The sequence below is a fragment of the Nocardia wallacei genome (assembly GCF_029869545.1).
Taxonomy (GTDB): domain Bacteria; phylum Actinomycetota; class Actinomycetes; order Mycobacteriales; family Mycobacteriaceae; genus Nocardia; species Nocardia wallacei_A.
On the sequence record NZ_JARWQD010000111.1, the window covers coordinates 1 to 14,561 of the forward strand.

Below are 14,561 nucleotides of genomic sequence, written 5' to 3' on the forward strand. Positions count from 1 at the left end.
GGCCCTGTCTACTGTTACTCATGGCTCGTCCTTATGCACCGCCCTTTTACCGATGCGCACATTCTGTCCCTGCCTATCGCTTTACAACACCGCCGTGGTGTCGTCGAAACTGCCGACGACACCACGCATTCCCGCGGCAGCCTCGGGCGACACCGACCCGGCCGCCCGCAACGCACCGGTCTCCGTGTCCAGTTCGGCAAAGTCACCGAACCCCGCCAGCGAACGCACCAGGACACCGGGGCCCTCCACTGGCCCGCCGGATGGGAACCACGCTCCGCCCCGTCGTCGGCCATACGCGTCCCCCGCGCCGTCGCCCGGGATTCCATCCGACGTCCCGTCCGAAATAGGTTGTGAAGCAACATTTTCCGGCGACTCATACGACACGGAATACGACGGCGAGATTTCCGAAGGCGCCTGCGATCCCCCGGCCCCACTCGAAGATCCGGAGCGATCCTGCAGCTCCTGTGCCGACGCCTGCAACGCCCCCGAAAGTTGCCGAGCCACAGACTGCTCCGACACAGACGGCCCTTGCCGCTCCGGCATACACGACGCTGGCTGCTCCGGCATATGTGACTCTGACTGCTCCGACGTAGGCGGCACCGGCTGCCCCGACGCGGGCAGCTTCGGCTGCTCCGAGATATGCGGCACAGGTTGCCCCAACGTATGCAGCTCTGGCGCCGACGTGATCGGCGCCTCCGTAAGCGGCGGAAGTACCGACGACACAGGTGGTACCGCTGACCCCGGAGGCAGATCCGGTGCCGGAACCTGCGGCAGGCCCGGAAATTGCGTAAACCCGGACGGCCGCGGCAACTCCGATCCCGGAACCGACGACGGCTCCGGCAACCGCGGAGGCACAGACGATTCAAAAGACCCCGCAGGCTGATTCAGCACAGGCGGTGTCGCAGGCACCGGCGATACAGGCAATTCCGGCGATACAGACGACGTCGGCGTAACCGACGATTGCGGCGGCGCATTCGGCACCGATTCCGGAGGAACCGGAAACTCCGGTGGCACAGGAAGCACCGGCGCAGGTGGTGGCGGTATGGGCGGGGTCGGCGGCAGCGGAGGTGTGGGAGGTGTAGGTGGTTTTGGTGGCTGTGGGGGCGGGGGTGTGGGGTTGGGGTTTTCCCATACGGCGTCGTCGGGTGGCTCCGGCGCGTTGTAGTCGGGAATCTCGTCGAGGGCGAAAAACCTTGGGGTGTAGGGGACGTTGGAGGTCGTATCCGGACGCTCGGCCTTCTCTTCCTCCTCTGGCCTGGTGCCCGTGCCGGAACCATCCTCATCCGGTTGTGGTCCGGTGTCTTCCGACTCGCCTTCGGCCCGACCGCTGCGGCCCGCCTGCGACGTTCCCCCGTCGTTGCGACGCGAGCCGTTGTCCGGCGCGGCCTCACCCCACGGCGGCGCCCCGCTCCCTGACCGCTCATTGCCCGGCACCCGCTGCTCCTCCGGGTGCGCCTGCCTCTCGGATGGCTCGCCGCCCGATCCCGACTCACCCTCCGGGCGCACTCGGCCTCCGGACGGCTCACCGCCAGATTCCCGCGCGCCCTTCGATTCTCCCTGCTCCTCGGCCCGCCCATCGCCCGGCAGCCGCTCATTCTCCGTCGATGGTTCGTCACCTGAACCCCGTTGTGGCAGCTCGCTTTCGGAACGGAGGCTGCCATCGGGCCGTCGCGGAACGGCAGGCTCATGGCCCGGTGCGGGCTGGTCGGCATCTTGCCGCCCCTCATCCTGCGGGCGGTCGAACGACTTCGCGGACCTATGTGCGGCATCGGATTGCCCTGCCTGCAACGGTGTTTCACCGGTCGGGGCCGCAGGGCGCTCCGGTGTCGCCACGCCGGAGCGCGAACCATCGCCTCGAGTCGCGGATACGTCCGGGCGCGCCCCGTCGGCGTCGTGATCGGATCGTATGGACCTCGGTGGTGAGCCGGGTTGCGGGCGTCCTTGATCTGGAGGAAGTTCACTCGAACCGGTGGGGGGACGGTTGTCCGAGCCCGCAGGCCGGGCGCCAGGCTCCCCGGAGGTGCCGGGCGTTGGGGGCGGATTCGCCCCGGGCTGCGGGATCGGTGTCGCGGGAGGCCTGGGCTCGGCCGGGTCCTGTTCCAGCGGCCACACTTTCACGTCGCCGCGTGATCCGTCACCACTCGGCCGGGGAGAAGCTGCTTCGTGCCCGGTCGCCCCGTCGCCGGGTTCATGTGGGATCGGCGGGTTCTCCGGACGCCCACCGGAAGAGCGCGCCCCCTCCGCGGGGCCATCGGTCCGCCCCGAACCATCCGGTCCGTCACCCCGGGCCGCGGCACTCGCCGCCGGGCCCTCGGTCCGTCCCGGCCCATCCGGTGCGTTGGTACGCTGCGCATCGTTCTGTGCCGGAGCTTCGGTTCGGCTCGGACCCTCGGTGCCGCCATTCTCGGGCTTACCGGCGCTTTCCCGACCGCTCGGGCCTTCGTCATCAGCTTTCGGCGCCGCATCGGGACCAGCCGACTCGTCCCCTCCCGAGTTCGAACCGCCCCCGTCAGCACCCTCAGCGGGCCGGGAACCACTCCCCGGAACACCCGAACCACTCCGCAGAACCTCCGAATCACCCGCGTCGGGATTCGACTTGTTCTCCGGTGCGACCTGGCCTTCCTCACTCGGCCTCGATCCGGCATCACCGGGGTGCTCGGACACCCCTGAATGTTCCAGCTGGGCGTGACCGCTGCCCTCGGGAGGCGCCATGTGCTGGTTCGGCCCGGCTGCCACCTGGCCCTCCGGCGGAGCACCATCCGACGGCGCCGCGGCGGCAGGACGCGTCCCTGCCTGTCGGGCCGCCGCGGGCTCGCCAGGCGTCGGGCTTCCACCCGAAGATGGTTGTCCCCCACCGTTTTCCGGCCGCACAGGCGCAGAGCCATCGGGGCCACCCATGCCTCCGGGATCGGGTGCGCGGAAATCGGTGCCGCCCGGCCGGACCGCACTCGCGCCCCTGAAGCCCTTGATCCCACCGGCCACCCCGCCGAACGCGGTACTGCTGGACAGCACCCGCGGATCGAATGCCGACCACTTGTCGGTATCGGTGCCGTAGTTCAGGAAGTTCCCGGCGTAGAAGGAGCCGACGCCCCCGATGTTCCCGGCGGTGATGCCGACGACCGCACCCTTGAACCCCTCACCCACCCGCCCGCCCGGCAGCCGGATATGGCTCGCGCCCTTACCGAGCAGCGTCCCGGCGCCACCGCCCAGCGCTCCCCCGGCGGCAGCGGACCCCGCCGTCACGCCGAACCGCTTCCAGTCGAAGTCCTTGCGATTGCCCTGCGCCATCTGCAGCAACTGAATCGCCAGATCCTGCCCGGCCCCGATCACCGTCGAGATGGCGACGTGCTGGGCGGTGAACTTCAACAGCCCGACGAGCAGCCGCCGCACGATCTCCGACTCGATCTTGTGCAGCACCCGCTGCGCGAGCATCCGGATCCCCAGGCGCGTCGCCGCGATCGACATGGCCTGCTGCAGCGGCGCGGTGAACGGATTCCACAGGGCGAGCGCCAATTCGATCGCCAGCAACCCGAGGGAGCTGTAGATCATCCACTTGGTGTATTCGATCTCCGACCCCATCGCGTCGGCGGATTCGGCGATCTTGTCGAAGATCTCGGCCAGCTTCTCGATCGACTGGGGCCCGTGGTCCAGCTTGTCGAGGGACTTGGACATCTCCTCGACGCCCCTGCCCCACGGATACGCGTTGATGGTGGCATTCCTGGTCGCGGCGAGGTCCGGAAGCAGGTCGCGCAGCTCCGCGGCCGCGGTTCGCCAGTCGTCGGCGAGGGCGCGCATCTTGTCCTCGTCGCCCTCCGGCCACGCCGAACCGGCGACCCAGCCCAGCTTCTGCATCAGGCTGTCGCCCAGAAAATCGGACACCGTTGTTCGCGCTACGTCGAATGCGGCCGGATATCAGAAATGATCCTGCTTCTCCAGCAGATCGGCGGCCCGGTACTGCCCGGTCGAGTAGGAGCCGAGCGTCTCGGCCACATTGCCGGTCTGCACCCGCAGGTTCTCGTGCGACGCGATGTAGCCCTGGGGCCCTTCGGCGAAGGTGGCGCCGTAGCTGTCCTTACCCCAGGCGTTCTCCTTGGTACCCACCGACCGCTCGAGCTTGTCGAGAATGCCCTGGACGCGGTCGCGCAGGTCGCCCATGTCCCCGGCGGCCTTCCGCAGCTGATGCGGCGTGACTCCGAGCTTCGTAGCCATCACAAACCCCTTCCACCCGAACGGATTCCACGATCACACGGCCGCACCGCCGGGCAGAAGAGGCATTAACGAGACCCTGATATCCGGTGCGGCACAACCGGTCTCACGAGCCACGGCAGACGGGCATCGAGGCCGGTCCGGCTCGTGTCGGGACCGGCCCCTGGGTCTGAGGTCATTGACGAATTCCTGACACGTCACCGCGCGCCCGGCCCGCATCCGCCGCCGACCACAGCTCGTCCGCCAGTGCCCGGAACACCGCATAGTTCGGAACCTCGCTGACCGGCACGGAATCCAGCGGCTGCGCCCGCCCCTCGACACACACGCTCAACCAGCCACCGACGACGGCGATCTCGCTCACCCGAGCCCATGGAACCGATCGTTCCCGCGCACGGATCTCGCTGCCGGACAACGTGAAGTACTGAAAGTCGAGCCGCTCGCCCGCCAGCAACGCGGCCCGGGCGCGGGGAAGCTGAGACTCGGTAATACCCCGCTCGATCCGCGTCCCCCACTCCCGCGGACGTTCAAGCCCGTGCGTGAGGGTGACCGGCAGCCCGGCGACGTCGGTGACGGTGTAGCTGTAGCACACCTGATCCGGCGCGGGATCGTCCACCAGGCGCACGACCCGGCGGCGCAGCGTCGTCGTGTCGTAGTGAGCCACACGGACCTTGCCCCGGAACGACATCACGAATCCGTGGTCGAACAGGTCCAGCCGGGTGCCCCGGTCCCGGGCGGTCACCCACCCCAGCCGACTCAGCGACAGCAGCAGTCGCGCACCGAATACCAGCGTGACCGTGACCCCGAGAATCCCCAGCGCCGCCCACCCGGCCGCGAACCCGACGACCGCGGCCCCGAACCCGACGGTGCCGACCACGGCTTCCACGACGAATCGACGCGACCCACGAGTCGCCGCTCGGTAAGTAGCTCGATGCCGTCCGAGCCGCTCCCTCCCGGCGGCCGCACCGATCGCTGCCGCTATCCTCGAATCCTCGTACGCCGCAGTCATGGTCGAATCATCCCCGCGCCGCGCACGGCCGGACCACGGTCTTGACGGAAACGATGCGGATGAACGGAACCGTTCCTGCGCACAGCCTCCCGGCTCTACTCCGGACGCAACGTCAAGATCCGCGGCCCGTCCTCGGTCACCGCCACGGTGTGCTCCCAGTGCGCCGCCCGGCTCCCGTCCTCGGTGACAACGGTCCAATCGTCATCGAGCACGCGGGTCTGCGTGGTGCCCAAGGTGAGCATCGGCTCGATCGCGAGTACCGATCCCACAACGAGTCTCGGCCCCTGCCCCGGCTCGCCCTCGTTGGCCAGGAACGGGTCCATGTGCATCTGCCGTCCGATGCCGTGCCCGCCGTAGCCGTCGACGATGCCGTAGGCGCGGCCGTGTTCCCGCTCGGCGGCCCGGGTACCCAGCTCGATGGCGTGGGAGACGTCGGTGAGCCGGTTGTCGGGCAGCATGGCCGCGATACCGGCCTCCATCGACAGCTTGGTGGCCTCGCTCAGCAGCCGATCGGCCTCGATGAGTTCGCCGACGCCGAACGTCCACGCCGAATCACCGTGCCAGCCGTCGAGGATTGCACCGCAGTCGATCGACACCAGATCGCCCGCGGCGAGAATCTCGTCCTTGGTCGGAATCCCGTGCACCACACGGTCGTTCACCGAGGAACAGATCGATCCCGGGAAACCGTGATAGCCCTTGAACGAGGGCACGGCACCCGCGTCGCGGATGACCTGCTCGGCGACCTCGTCCAGCTCCAGCGTCGACACACCCGGCTTGGCCGCCGAGCGCACGGCGACCAGCGCCTTGCCGACGACGGCCCCGGCGGCCGCCATCGCATCCAGCTCCCCGGCGGTGCGGAACGGCACCACCTTCTTGTGCTTGCGGCCGAAGACCATTCGCGTCAGCGGCCCAGGGCCCGGAGCAGTCGATTGTTGACCTCTTCGACCTCGCCCACGCCGTCCACCGAGACGACCAGCCCGTCGTAGTGCTCGAGCAGCGGCTCGGTCTCCTCGCGATACACGCGCATGCGGTTGCGGATCACCTCTTCGGTGTCGTCGGCGCGGCCGCGGCCCAGCATGCGCTCCACCACGACGTCCTCGGACACCTCGAAGCTGAGCACGGCGTCCAGCTCGAAACCGGCCTCCTTGAGCATCTTCTCCAGCGCCTCGGCCTGATCGACCGTGCGCGGATAGCCGTCGAGCACGAAGCCCTTCGCGGCGTCCGGCTCGGCAATGCGCGACTCCACCATGCGGTTGGTCACATCGCTGGGCACCAGGTTGCCCGCGTCCAGGTACTTCTGTGCCTCCCGGCCCAGCGGCGTCTGCTGGGAGATGTTCGCACGGAACAGATTCCCCGTGGAGATGTGCGGGACACCCAGCTTGTCCGACAGCAGTTCGGCTTGCGTGCCCTTGCCGGCACCCGGCGGTCCGAGCAGTACGAGTCTCACTTGAGGAACCCTTCGTAATTTCTGTTCATCAGTTGGCTCTCGATCTGTTTGACCGTATCGAGGCCGACGCTCACGACGATCAGCACAGCCGTGCCGCCGAACGGCAGGTTCTGCAACCCGGTCGAATCGCCCATATTCAGGAACAGGTTCGGCAAGACGGCCACCGCACCGAGGTAGATCGAACCGGGCAGGGTGATGCGGCTCAGTACGAAGTTCAGATAGTCGGCGGTCGGCTTACCCGGACGATACCCGGGAATGAAGCCGCCGAACTTCTTCATCTCGTCCGCGCGCTCCTCCGGGTTGAACGTGATCGCCACGTAGAAGTAGGTGAAGAACACGATCAACGCGAAGTAGATGGTGATGTAGGCCGGGTTCGTCGGATTCACCAGATACTTCTGGATGATCTCCTGCCACCAGCTGGGGTCTGTCGAATTCGTCGACTGGGTCAGCTGGGCGACCAGGTTCGGCAGGTACAGCAGCGAGGACGCGAAGATCACCGGGATCACACCCGCCTGATTGACCTTCAGCGGCAGATACGTCGAGGAGCCGCCGTACAACTTGCGGCCCACCACGCGTTTCGCGTATTGCACCGGAATCCGGCGCTGCCCCTGCTCGACGAAGATCACCGCGACGATGACCAAGAAGGCCCCGACACACACCAGCGAGAAGACCAGCGGGCCCTTGCTGTCCAGGATCGCCTTGCCCTCACCGGGGATCCGCGCCGCGATACCGGCGAAGATCAGCAGCGACATGCCGTTGCCGATGCCGCGCTCGGTGATCTGCTCGCCGAACCACATCACCAGCGCCGCACCGGCGGTCATCACCAGCACGATGATGATCATGCCGAAGATACTGGTATCGGCCAGGATGTCCTCCTGGCAGCCGCGCAGCAGCTGACCGCGGGCGGCCAGCGCGACCAGACCGGTCGCCTGCAGGATCGCCAGCGCGATCGACAGGTACCGGGTGTACTGCGTCATCTTGGTCTGACCGGCCTGGCCCTCCTTGCGCAGCTCCTCGAAGCGCGGGATGACCACCGTCAGCAGCTGGATGATGATGCTCGCGGTGATGTAGGGCATGATGCCGATCGCGAACACCGACAGCTGCAGCAGCGCACCGCCGGAGAACAGGTTGATCAGCTGGTAGATCCCGGCATTCTCGCCGCCGGACACCTGCTCGATACACGTCCGGATCGCCTTGTAGTCGACGCCCGGGGACGGCAGCGAGGCACCGACGCGGTACAGCGCGACCAGGCCCAGCGTGAAGAGAATCTTCCGCCGTAAGTCCGGGGTCCGGAAAGCCGATACGAAGGCGGAAAGCACAGATCCTCCTGGCTAACGACATGGGGGCAGGGCAGACAACAACTTGACTTTAACAGCGACGCCGGACGGGCTCTCACCCGTCCGGCGCCCCCTACTACATAAGGTAACTGTCAGCCCAGCTCGGTGGCGGTTCCGCCGGCGGCGGTGATCTTCTCCTTGGCGGAGCCCGAGAACTTGTCGGCGGAAACCTGAACGGCCACACCGATTTCGCCCTCGCCGAGCACCTTCACCAGTTCGTTCTTGCGCACCAGACCGGCGGCGACCAACTGGTCCTTGTCGATCGCACCGCCCTCGGGGAACTTCCGGGCGATGTCACCGATGTTCACGACCTGATACTCGGTACGGAACGGGTTGGTGAAGCCCTTCAGCTTCGGCAGCCGCATGTGCAGCGGCATCTGGCCACCCTCGAAGCGGGCGGGCACATTCTTGCGAGCCTTCGTGCCCTTGGTACCGCGGCCCGCAGTCTTGCCCTTGGACGCCTCACCGCGACCCACACGGATCTTCTCGGTCTTGGCGCCCGGAGCCGGACGCAGGTGGTGGAGCTTGATGGTCATGCGCTGACCTCCTCAACTGTGACGAGGTGGCGCACAACGTTGATCAGCCCGCGGTTCTGGGCGGTGTCCTCGCGGATCACGGACTTGCGGATGCCCTTCAGTCCGAGGGTGCGAAGCGACTCGCGCTGATTCTTCTTGGCGCCGATCGTGGACTTGATCTGGGTCACCTTCAGCTGTGTCATATCAGGCTCCCACTCCCGCGCGCGCACGCAGCATGCCCGCAGGCGCAACATCCTCGAGCGGCAGGCCACGGCGGGCCGCCACCTCTTCGGGACGCTGCAGCTGCTTGAGGGCGGCCACGGTCGCGTGCACGACGTTGATGGCGTTGTCGCTGCCGAGCGACTTGGCCAGGATGTCGTGGATGCCCGCGCACTCCAGCACGGCACGCGCGGCACCACCGGCGATCACACCGGTACCCGGCGAGGCCGGGCGCAGCATGACCACACCGGCCGCCGCCTCACCCTGGACCGGGTGGGTGATGGTGGAGCCGATCATCGGGACGCGGAAGAAGTTCTTGCGCGCCTCCTCGACACCCTTCTGGATGGCCGCAGGCACTTCCTTGGCCTTGCCGTAACCGACGCCGACCAGGCCGTTGCCGTCGCCCACGATCACCAGGGCGGTGAAGCTGAAGCGCCGACCACCCTTGACCACCTTCGACACGCGGTTGATCGCGACAACGCGCTCGAGCTGGTTCTTCTCGGCGGCATTGTCGCGACGGTCGTCGCGGCGGTTACGCCCGCCGCCACGCTCCTGGCGGCCACCTTCGTTCGAGTTCTGTCCGGCGGGTCCGTTTCCGCCGTCACGCCGCTGACGTCCCGGCATCAGACGTTCCTTCCGTTCATGCGCTTGGTGCTGGTCATTAGAACTTCAACCCGCCTTCCCGTGCGGCATCCGCCAGGGCGGCGATGCGGCCGTGGTAGTCGTGCCCGCCGCGGTCGAAGACCACGACCTCCACACCGGCGGCCTTGGCGCGGGCGGCGAGCAGTTCGCCGACCTTGCGGCCCTTGGCGGTCTTGTCGCCATCGACGGCCCGCACGTCGGCCTCGATCGAGGAGGCGGCGGCGACGGTCTTGCCGATCGAATCGTCGACCAGCTGGGCGTGCAGGTGCCGCGCGGAGCGGAACACGACCAGGCGCGGGGTCGCGGCGGTGCCGGCGACCTTCTTGCGCAGACGGAAGTGCCGACGCGTCTTCGCGACTCGGCGACGGGTCGACACGTCCTTGCCGAGCGGCTTGCGCGCGGCCTTCTGAGTATCAGTTTGTGCCATGGCTTACTTACCCGTCTTCCCTTCCTTGCGCCGCACGACCTCGCCCTCGTAGCGAATGCCCTTGCCCTTGTACGGGTCGGGCTTGCGCAGGCGGTGGATCACCGCGGCGACCTGGCCGACCCGCTGCTTATCGATGCCGGACACCGAGAACTTGGTCGGGGCCTCCACCTTGAGGGTGATGCCCTCGGGCGCCTTCACCGGAACCGGGTGGCTGTAGCCGAGCGCGAATTCGAGGTCGCTGCCCTTCTGCTGCACGCGGTAACCGACGCCGAAGATTTCCATCTTCTTCTCGTAGCCCTGCGAGACACCGATGATCATGTTGTTGATCAGGGTGCGGGTCAGACCGTGCAGGGAACGGTTGCGGCGCTCGTCGTCGGGACGAACCACCTCGAGTTCACCGTTCTCGGCCTTCGTGATGGTGATCGGCTCGGCGATCACGTGCGACAGGGTGCCCTTGGGGCCCTTGACCGACACGTTCTGGCCGTCGATGGTCACCTCGACGCCGGAGGGAACGGCAATCGGCCTCTTACCGATACGCGACATTGTTCCTAACCTCCCTTACCAGACGTAGGCGAGGACTTCGCCGCCCACGCCGTGCTGCTTGGCCTGACGGTCCGTGAGCAGGCCCTGCGACGTGGAGATGATCGCCACGCCCAGGCCGCCCAGCACCTTGGGCAGGTTGGTGGATTTCGCGTACACCCGCAGACCCGGCTTCGAGACGCGGCGCACGCCCTGCAGGCTGCGCTCCCGGCTCTGGCCGTACTTCAGGTCGACGACCAGGGTCTTGCCGACGGGCGCATCTTCGGTGCGGAAGTCGGCGATGTAGCCCTCGCGCTTGAGGATCTCGGCGATATTCGCCTTGAGCTTCGAATGCGGAGCCTTCACCTGATCGTGGTACGCCGAGTTGGCGTTGCGCAGACGGGTCAGGAAGTCTGCGATCGGATCAGTCATGGTCATGCTTGACCGCTCACCTTTCTCGCCGCGGTTCCCATACAGCACCCGCGTCCCTTTCGGCACGCCGATCGTGGGCCTACAGCAATTCGGCTGGTCCGGCCGGCAAATCACCGACCGGTTGAGTTCACATCACCCGGGCCCGTACACACACGAAGATGGGCACAGAGGTGCCCAGGCAACTTGTCCAGTGTAAGCAAGCCCCCCACCTGGGCCAAATCAGGGGGCGTGGACCACATATGTGACATAGCAACATATAGCAGCCATTGCTATCATGAAGCAATGACCAAAACGATCACCCAGGCAGAACTGCGCAACGGCAGCGCCGGTGTGATGGACGCGCTGGAGGCCGGCGAAGACTTCGTCATCACTCGAAATGGCAGGCCCGTCGGCGAGTTGCGCCCCCTCGCTCCGCGGCAGGACATGACCGCCACGGAGCTGAAGGCGCGACTTGCCCGCTTCACCGGAGCCGCCAGTGGCGCCGCCGAGCGCGCCGAGATCGACGCAGCATTCGGCGAGGACCGCCTCGATGACTGAGTCGGCTCAGCAAGAACGGTTCCCGGTGGGGTTGCTCGATACCTGCGTCCTCATCGATATCGGCACTATCGACGACTCCGACCTGCCCGTTCGGACCAGGATAAGCACGGTCACCCTCGCCGAGCTGGGACTGGGGATCGCCCTCGCCGCGACGCCGGAAGCCCTGGCGCTACGCACCGAGCGACTGCTCGAGATCGAGCACGGCTTCGACGCCCTGCCGTTCTCCTCCACAGCGGCACGGCGATTCACCTCCATGGCGAAACTGGTGGTCGCGTCGGGGAGAAATCCGAAGCCGCGCAAGATGGATCTGATGATCGCCGCCATAGCCTCGGTGAACGATCTGCCGTTGTTCACCCGCAACGCGGACGACTTCAAGGGCCTGGACCCGCTGCTGACGGTGGTTCCGGTCTGAGCTCGGGCGCCTACTTCAGCGCGGAGGCGGAGGGGACGACCACGCCGTAGAGATCGCCGATGGTGGCGAGGGCGGCGCGGTGGAGGTGTTCGGCGGAGATGTCGCCCGCGACGGTCGGCAGGGGGCGGGTGGCGCAGGCGTCCGCGACGACGGTCGGGCGGTTGCCGCGCAGGAAGGCGCCCTCGGCGGTGAAGGTGACGCACATGTGAGTCATGAAACCCGCGATGACGACGTTGTCGTTGCCCGCGGCGTCGACATGTTTGCCCAGGTCGGTGTCGACGAAGCCGTTGGGGACCGTCTTGACGACGACGGCCTCTCCGGCGATCGGGGCCACCTTCGGGTGGATCTGCCCGATCTCCGCGCGGATGTCGTAGGGAGTGCCCTCGCCGCCGTCGTTGACGACGTGGATGATCGTCGACCCGGCCGCCCGGGCCTTGGCGAGCAGGGCGGCGGCGGCCTCGAGGGCGGGCTCCCAGCCGGTCAGCTCCATCACGCCCCGGGTGTAGGTGTTCTGGTAGTCGACCAGGATCAGGGTGGCGTCGGCCAGGGCGGCGGGGGTCTGGTCGAAGGCGTTGAGCTCGCGCAGGGTTGTTGCCATTGTCGTTGTCTCCGTTGAGGTTTCGATTTCTCGACCACGCTATCGGCGGCCCGGTATCGACGTTATGGCGCCTGCGCGATGTCGGCAATGTCATCTAACATGCAGATTCGGACATCCTGCTCGCCGAACGGAGATCCCTTGGGCACCCTCGAACGATTCATCGTCATCGTCCTGTTCGATCGCGTCGATCTCCTCGATGTCACGGGACCGCCGGAGGTGTTCTCGCTGCTCCAACGCGAGATGGACGCGCCGACCGGGTACCGGGTGGTGCTCGCCGCCGAAACCATGGACCCGGTGACCACGTCCGCGGGGGTGCGGGTGCTGCCGGATCTGACCTTCGAGGACGTGTCCGGCAGAAGCATCGACACCCTCGTGGTGCCGGGGGCAGTCGAGACGGTTCCCACCGCCGACGACCCGACCCCCGACGGGCCTCGTCTGCGCGTGCGCGCGGTCGCCGATCCGGTGGTGGTCGACCGGGTGCGGCGGCTGGCGGGCAATACCCGGCGCATCGCATCGGTGTGCGTGGGGGCGCACATCCTCGCCGCGGCGGGACTGCTGGACGGCAAGCGCGCCACCACGCACTGGTCGACCGCGCAGCAACTGGCGGCCGATCATCCGGCGATCGAGGTGGACGCGGACCCGATCTTCATCCGCGACGAAAACGTCTGGACCGGAGCGGGACTCAGCGCCTGCCTCGACCTCGCCCTCGCCCTGGTCGCCGACGATTTCGGCGAGGCGATGGCGCTGCGGGTCGCCCGCCAGCTCGTGATGTATCTGAAGCGGCCGAGCGGGCAGAACCAGTTCAGCGTCTCCCTCGACCCGGTGTCGACCACGCGCCGCATCGATGACCTGCGCGTGTACATCACCCAGCACATCGCCGACCCGCTCACCGTCGCCGATCTCGCCGATCACGCCCACGTCAGCGAACGCCAGCTGACCCGCATCTTCAAAACCGACCTCGGCACCACCCCCGCCGCCTACCTCGAATCGGCCCGCGTCGAGGCCGCCCGCAACCGCCTCGAAACCACCGACGACACCCTGGACCGCATAGCCACCACCTGCGGCTTCAACACCACCGACACCCTCACCCGAGCCTTCCGCCGCCAACTCGACACCACCCCCGCCGAATACCGAAACCGCTTCCGCATCACCTGACCCCGTCGAGACACCCGGCCTCCAGGCCGATCCGGTCGGCGAGGCGGGCGCAGTCGACCGGGCCCGTGGTGTCGACGATCAGGGTGGGTGTGAGTTCCAGCGGTGTGGCCTGCGCGGCCCACGTGTCCCAGTCCTCGGCAAGCCGTCGCTGGTCCTCGTAGAGGGCCGGACGGTTTCTGCTCGCATACCGAGCCCTGGCGAGGTCGGCGGGGACGTGGCACCAGATCTCGATCGCACGCGATGCTCCACTGTTCCGGATTCCGGTGCGGGCGAATTCCAGATCGCGTGGTTTGAACCACCACGAGTCGATGACGACGGCACCCGGGGTCGCCCGGGCCAGCGCCCACACCGTGTCCATCGCTATCCCGCCGAGCGCGCCCACCTCGGTGGCGTCGTCGAGGCAGGTCGCGAGGGCTTCTTTGACGGCGTCCTTGGACAGGAACCGGGCATCCAGCGCACGAGCCAGTGATCGGCCCAGCGTCGACTTGCCCGCGCCGGGAAGCCCGTTGACCAGCACCAGGAGCTTATCCATCGAATCAGCATGCCCGCCTCGGTCCCGGCGCCGGTCAGAGGTTGCGGATGACGCGGCAGGGGTTTCCGGCGGCGAAGACCTGCGGGGGGAGGTTCTTCGTGACTACGCTGCCCGCACCGACGACCGTGTTCGTGCCGATCGTGACTCCGGGGCAGACGATGACACCGCCGCCCATCCAGACGTTGTCGCCGATGGTGATCGGAGCGGCCATCTCCCAGCGGCGGCGGCGCAGCTCGTGGTCTTCCATCGGGTGCAGGGCCGTCAGCAGCTGGGCGCGCGGGCCGATGGATACGTCATCTCCGATCGTGACCGGGGCGCAGTCCAGCGCGATCGCGTCGTAGTTCAGGAAACTGTTGCGGCCCAACCTCGTTGAACCGGTCCAGCAGTGCCTGGCAGGCGCGACGTTCCGCGACCAGTTCCGGGTCGTTGTCCCGATAGGGCTCTCCGCGCAGCATGCGCTCCTTGTGCGTCACCACGGCAACGATCTTGCACCCTCGGGGGGGGGGGGGGGGCGCGGGGGGGGGGGGGGGGGGGGAACGCACACAGCCCCCCCCCCCGCGGCGGCGCGGGGGGGGGG

General features: G+C 67.5%; 19 protein-coding genes. 3 read left to right on the forward strand and 16 right to left on the reverse strand.

What is annotated here, in order from left to right:
• Nucleotides 1-81 precede the first annotated feature (81 nt).
• The 12 genes from QH290_RS08165 to rpsH form a co-directional block, all read right to left on the reverse strand.
• Nucleotides 82-3,852, reverse strand: coding sequence for a WXG100-like domain-containing protein (locus QH290_RS08165; RefSeq protein WP_483244245.1), 3,771 nt, complete (start codon nt 3,850-3,852; stop codon nt 82-84).
• A gap of 60 nt (nt 3,853-3,912) precedes the next feature.
• Nucleotides 3,913-4,209, reverse strand: a complete 297-nt coding sequence (locus QH290_RS08170; protein WP_280261273.1) for a WXG100 family type VII secretion target — start codon at nt 4,207-4,209, stop codon at nt 3,913-3,915.
• A 172-nt stretch (nt 4,210-4,381) separates the two neighbouring features.
• A complete protein-coding gene (locus QH290_RS08175; protein WP_342213718.1) occupies nt 4,382-5,212 on the reverse strand; it encodes a DUF6585 family protein in 831 nt (276 codons plus the stop codon).
• Nucleotides 5,213-5,307: 95 nt separating this feature from the next.
• Nucleotides 5,308-6,108, reverse strand: a complete 801-nt coding sequence (gene map, locus QH290_RS08180) for a type I methionyl aminopeptidase (protein WP_280261270.1) — start codon at nt 6,106-6,108, stop codon at nt 5,308-5,310.
• A gap of 5 nt (nt 6,109-6,113) precedes the next feature.
• On the reverse strand, nt 6,114-6,659 hold the full coding sequence (locus tag QH290_RS08185) for an adenylate kinase (protein WP_280261269.1): 546 nt from the start codon (nt 6,657-6,659) through the stop codon (nt 6,114-6,116).
• Complete coding sequence (gene secY / locus QH290_RS08190; protein ID WP_280382448.1) at nt 6,656-7,978, reverse strand: preprotein translocase subunit SecY; 1,323 nt, start codon at nt 7,976-7,978, stop codon at nt 6,656-6,658. Before secY ends, QH290_RS08185 begins: the two co-directional genes overlap by 4 nt.
• Nucleotides 7,979-8,088: 110 nt before the next feature.
• Nucleotides 8,089-8,532, reverse strand: coding sequence for a 50S ribosomal protein L15 (gene rplO / locus QH290_RS08195; RefSeq protein ID WP_280269390.1), 444 nt, complete (start codon nt 8,530-8,532; stop codon nt 8,089-8,091).
• Nucleotides 8,529-8,714, reverse strand: coding sequence for a 50S ribosomal protein L30 (gene rpmD, locus QH290_RS08200; protein ID WP_280269389.1), 186 nt, complete (start codon nt 8,712-8,714; stop codon nt 8,529-8,531). The genes rplO and rpmD overlap by 4 nt, the downstream gene beginning before the upstream one ends.
• A gap of 1 nt (nt 8,715) precedes the next feature.
• Nucleotides 8,716-9,354, reverse strand: coding sequence for a 30S ribosomal protein S5 (rpsE, locus tag QH290_RS08205; protein ID WP_280269388.1), 639 nt, complete (start codon nt 9,352-9,354; stop codon nt 8,716-8,718).
• 37 nt (nt 9,355-9,391) lie between these two features.
• Nucleotides 9,392-9,799 carry a 50S ribosomal protein L18 gene (rplR, locus tag QH290_RS08210; RefSeq protein WP_280269387.1) on the reverse strand — a complete coding sequence of 136 codons (408 nt, stop codon included), beginning with the start codon at nt 9,797-9,799 and terminating at the stop codon, nt 9,392-9,394.
• A 3-nt stretch (nt 9,800-9,802) separates the two neighbouring features.
• A complete protein-coding gene (gene rplF, locus QH290_RS08215; RefSeq protein WP_280269386.1) occupies nt 9,803-10,342 on the reverse strand; it encodes a 50S ribosomal protein L6 in 540 nt (179 codons plus the stop codon).
• A gap of 15 nt (nt 10,343-10,357) precedes the next feature.
• A complete protein-coding gene (gene rpsH, locus QH290_RS08220; protein ID WP_280269385.1) occupies nt 10,358-10,756 on the reverse strand; it encodes a 30S ribosomal protein S8 in 399 nt (132 codons plus the stop codon).
• Nucleotides 10,757-11,032: 276 nt separating this feature from the next.
• Here rpsH and QH290_RS08225 point away from each other — a divergent pair, with 276 nt between their 5' ends.
• The gene (locus QH290_RS08225; protein ID WP_280382449.1) at nt 11,033-11,287 is read left to right on the forward strand and encodes a type II toxin-antitoxin system Phd/YefM family antitoxin; all 255 of its coding nucleotides are present in this window, start codon (nt 11,033-11,035) and stop codon (nt 11,285-11,287) included.
• Nucleotides 11,280-11,699, forward strand: coding sequence for a type II toxin-antitoxin system VapC family toxin (locus tag QH290_RS08230; protein ID WP_280269383.1), 420 nt, complete (start codon nt 11,280-11,282; stop codon nt 11,697-11,699). Before QH290_RS08225 ends, QH290_RS08230 begins: the two co-directional genes overlap by 8 nt.
• A 10-nt stretch (nt 11,700-11,709) precedes the next feature.
• On the opposite strand, the gene QH290_RS08235 is transcribed toward QH290_RS08230, so the two are convergent.
• The gene (locus tag QH290_RS08235; RefSeq protein ID WP_280269382.1) at nt 11,710-12,297 is read right to left on the reverse strand and encodes an isochorismatase family protein; all 588 of its coding nucleotides are present in this window, start codon (nt 12,295-12,297) and stop codon (nt 11,710-11,712) included.
• A gap of 138 nt (nt 12,298-12,435) precedes the next feature.
• Between QH290_RS08235 and QH290_RS08240 the strand changes: the two genes are divergently transcribed.
• A complete protein-coding gene (locus QH290_RS08240) occupies nt 12,436-13,452 on the forward strand; it encodes a GlxA family transcriptional regulator (RefSeq protein WP_280382450.1) in 1,017 nt (338 codons plus the stop codon).
• Here QH290_RS08240 and QH290_RS08245 read toward each other — a convergent pair.
• The 3 genes from QH290_RS08245 to QH290_RS38035 are packed head-to-tail and all read right to left on the reverse strand — an operon-like array spanning nt 13,445 to nt 14,439.
• Nucleotides 13,445-13,984: a P-loop nucleotide/nucleoside kinase family protein gene (locus QH290_RS08245; RefSeq protein WP_280382451.1), complete on the reverse strand. Its 540-nt coding sequence runs from the start codon at nt 13,982-13,984 to the stop codon at nt 13,445-13,447. The genes QH290_RS08240 and QH290_RS08245 overlap by 8 nt on opposite strands.
• A gap of 34 nt (nt 13,985-14,018) precedes the next feature.
• A complete protein-coding gene (locus tag QH290_RS08250; RefSeq protein WP_425303570.1) occupies nt 14,019-14,348 on the reverse strand; it encodes a sugar O-acetyltransferase in 330 nt (109 codons plus the stop codon).
• Nucleotides 14,278-14,439, reverse strand: a complete 162-nt coding sequence (locus QH290_RS38035; protein WP_425301876.1) for a maltose acetyltransferase domain-containing protein — start codon at nt 14,437-14,439, stop codon at nt 14,278-14,280. The genes QH290_RS08250 and QH290_RS38035 overlap by 71 nt, the downstream gene beginning before the upstream one ends.
• Nucleotides 14,440-14,561 lie beyond the last annotated feature (122 nt).

Bases quoted from the DNA above. Each gene is read 5' to 3' on its own strand.
- rplO (WP_280269390.1), bottom strand. From the start codon at position 8,532: ATGACCATCAAGCTCCACCACCTGCGTCCGGCTCCGGGCGCCAAGACC.
- QH290_RS08230 (WP_280269383.1), top strand. From the start codon at position 11,280: ATGACTGAGTCGGCTCAGCAAGAACGGTTCCCGGTGGGGTTGCTCGAT.
- QH290_RS08175 (WP_342213718.1), bottom strand. From the start codon at position 5,212: ATGACTGCGGCGTACGAGGATTCGAGGATAGCGGCAGCGATCGGTGCG.
- rpmD (WP_280269389.1), bottom strand. From the start codon at position 8,714: ATGACACAGCTGAAGGTGACCCAGATCAAGTCCACGATCGGCGCCAAG.
- QH290_RS08245 (WP_280382451.1), bottom strand. From the start codon at position 13,984: ATGGATAAGCTCCTGGTGCTGGTCAACGGGCTTCCCGGCGCGGGCAAG.
- QH290_RS08170 (WP_280261273.1), bottom strand. From the start codon at position 4,209: ATGGCTACGAAGCTCGGAGTCACGCCGCATCAGCTGCGGAAGGCCGCC.
- QH290_RS08225 (WP_280382449.1), top strand. From the start codon at position 11,033: ATGACCAAAACGATCACCCAGGCAGAACTGCGCAACGGCAGCGCCGGT.
- rpsE (WP_280269388.1), bottom strand. From the start codon at position 9,354: ATGCCGGGACGTCAGCGGCGTGACGGCGGAAACGGACCCGCCGGACAG.
- QH290_RS08235 (WP_280269382.1), bottom strand. From the start codon at position 12,297: ATGGCAACAACCCTGCGCGAGCTCAACGCCTTCGACCAGACCCCCGCC.
- QH290_RS08165 (WP_483244245.1), bottom strand. From the start codon at position 3,852: ATGCAGAAGCTGGGCTGGGTCGCCGGTTCGGCGTGGCCGGAGGGCGAC.
- rplR (WP_280269387.1), bottom strand. From the start codon at position 9,799: ATGGCACAAACTGATACTCAGAAGGCCGCGCGCAAGCCGCTCGGCAAG.
- rpsH (WP_280269385.1), bottom strand. From the start codon at position 10,756: ATGACCATGACTGATCCGATCGCAGACTTCCTGACCCGTCTGCGCAAC.
- map (WP_280261270.1), bottom strand. From the start codon at position 6,108: ATGGTCTTCGGCCGCAAGCACAAGAAGGTGGTGCCGTTCCGCACCGCC.
- rplF (WP_280269386.1), bottom strand. From the start codon at position 10,342: ATGTCGCGTATCGGTAAGAGGCCGATTGCCGTTCCCTCCGGCGTCGAG.
- QH290_RS38035 (WP_425301876.1), bottom strand. From the start codon at position 14,439: ATGCTGCGCGGAGAGCCCTATCGGGACAACGACCCGGAACTGGTCGCG.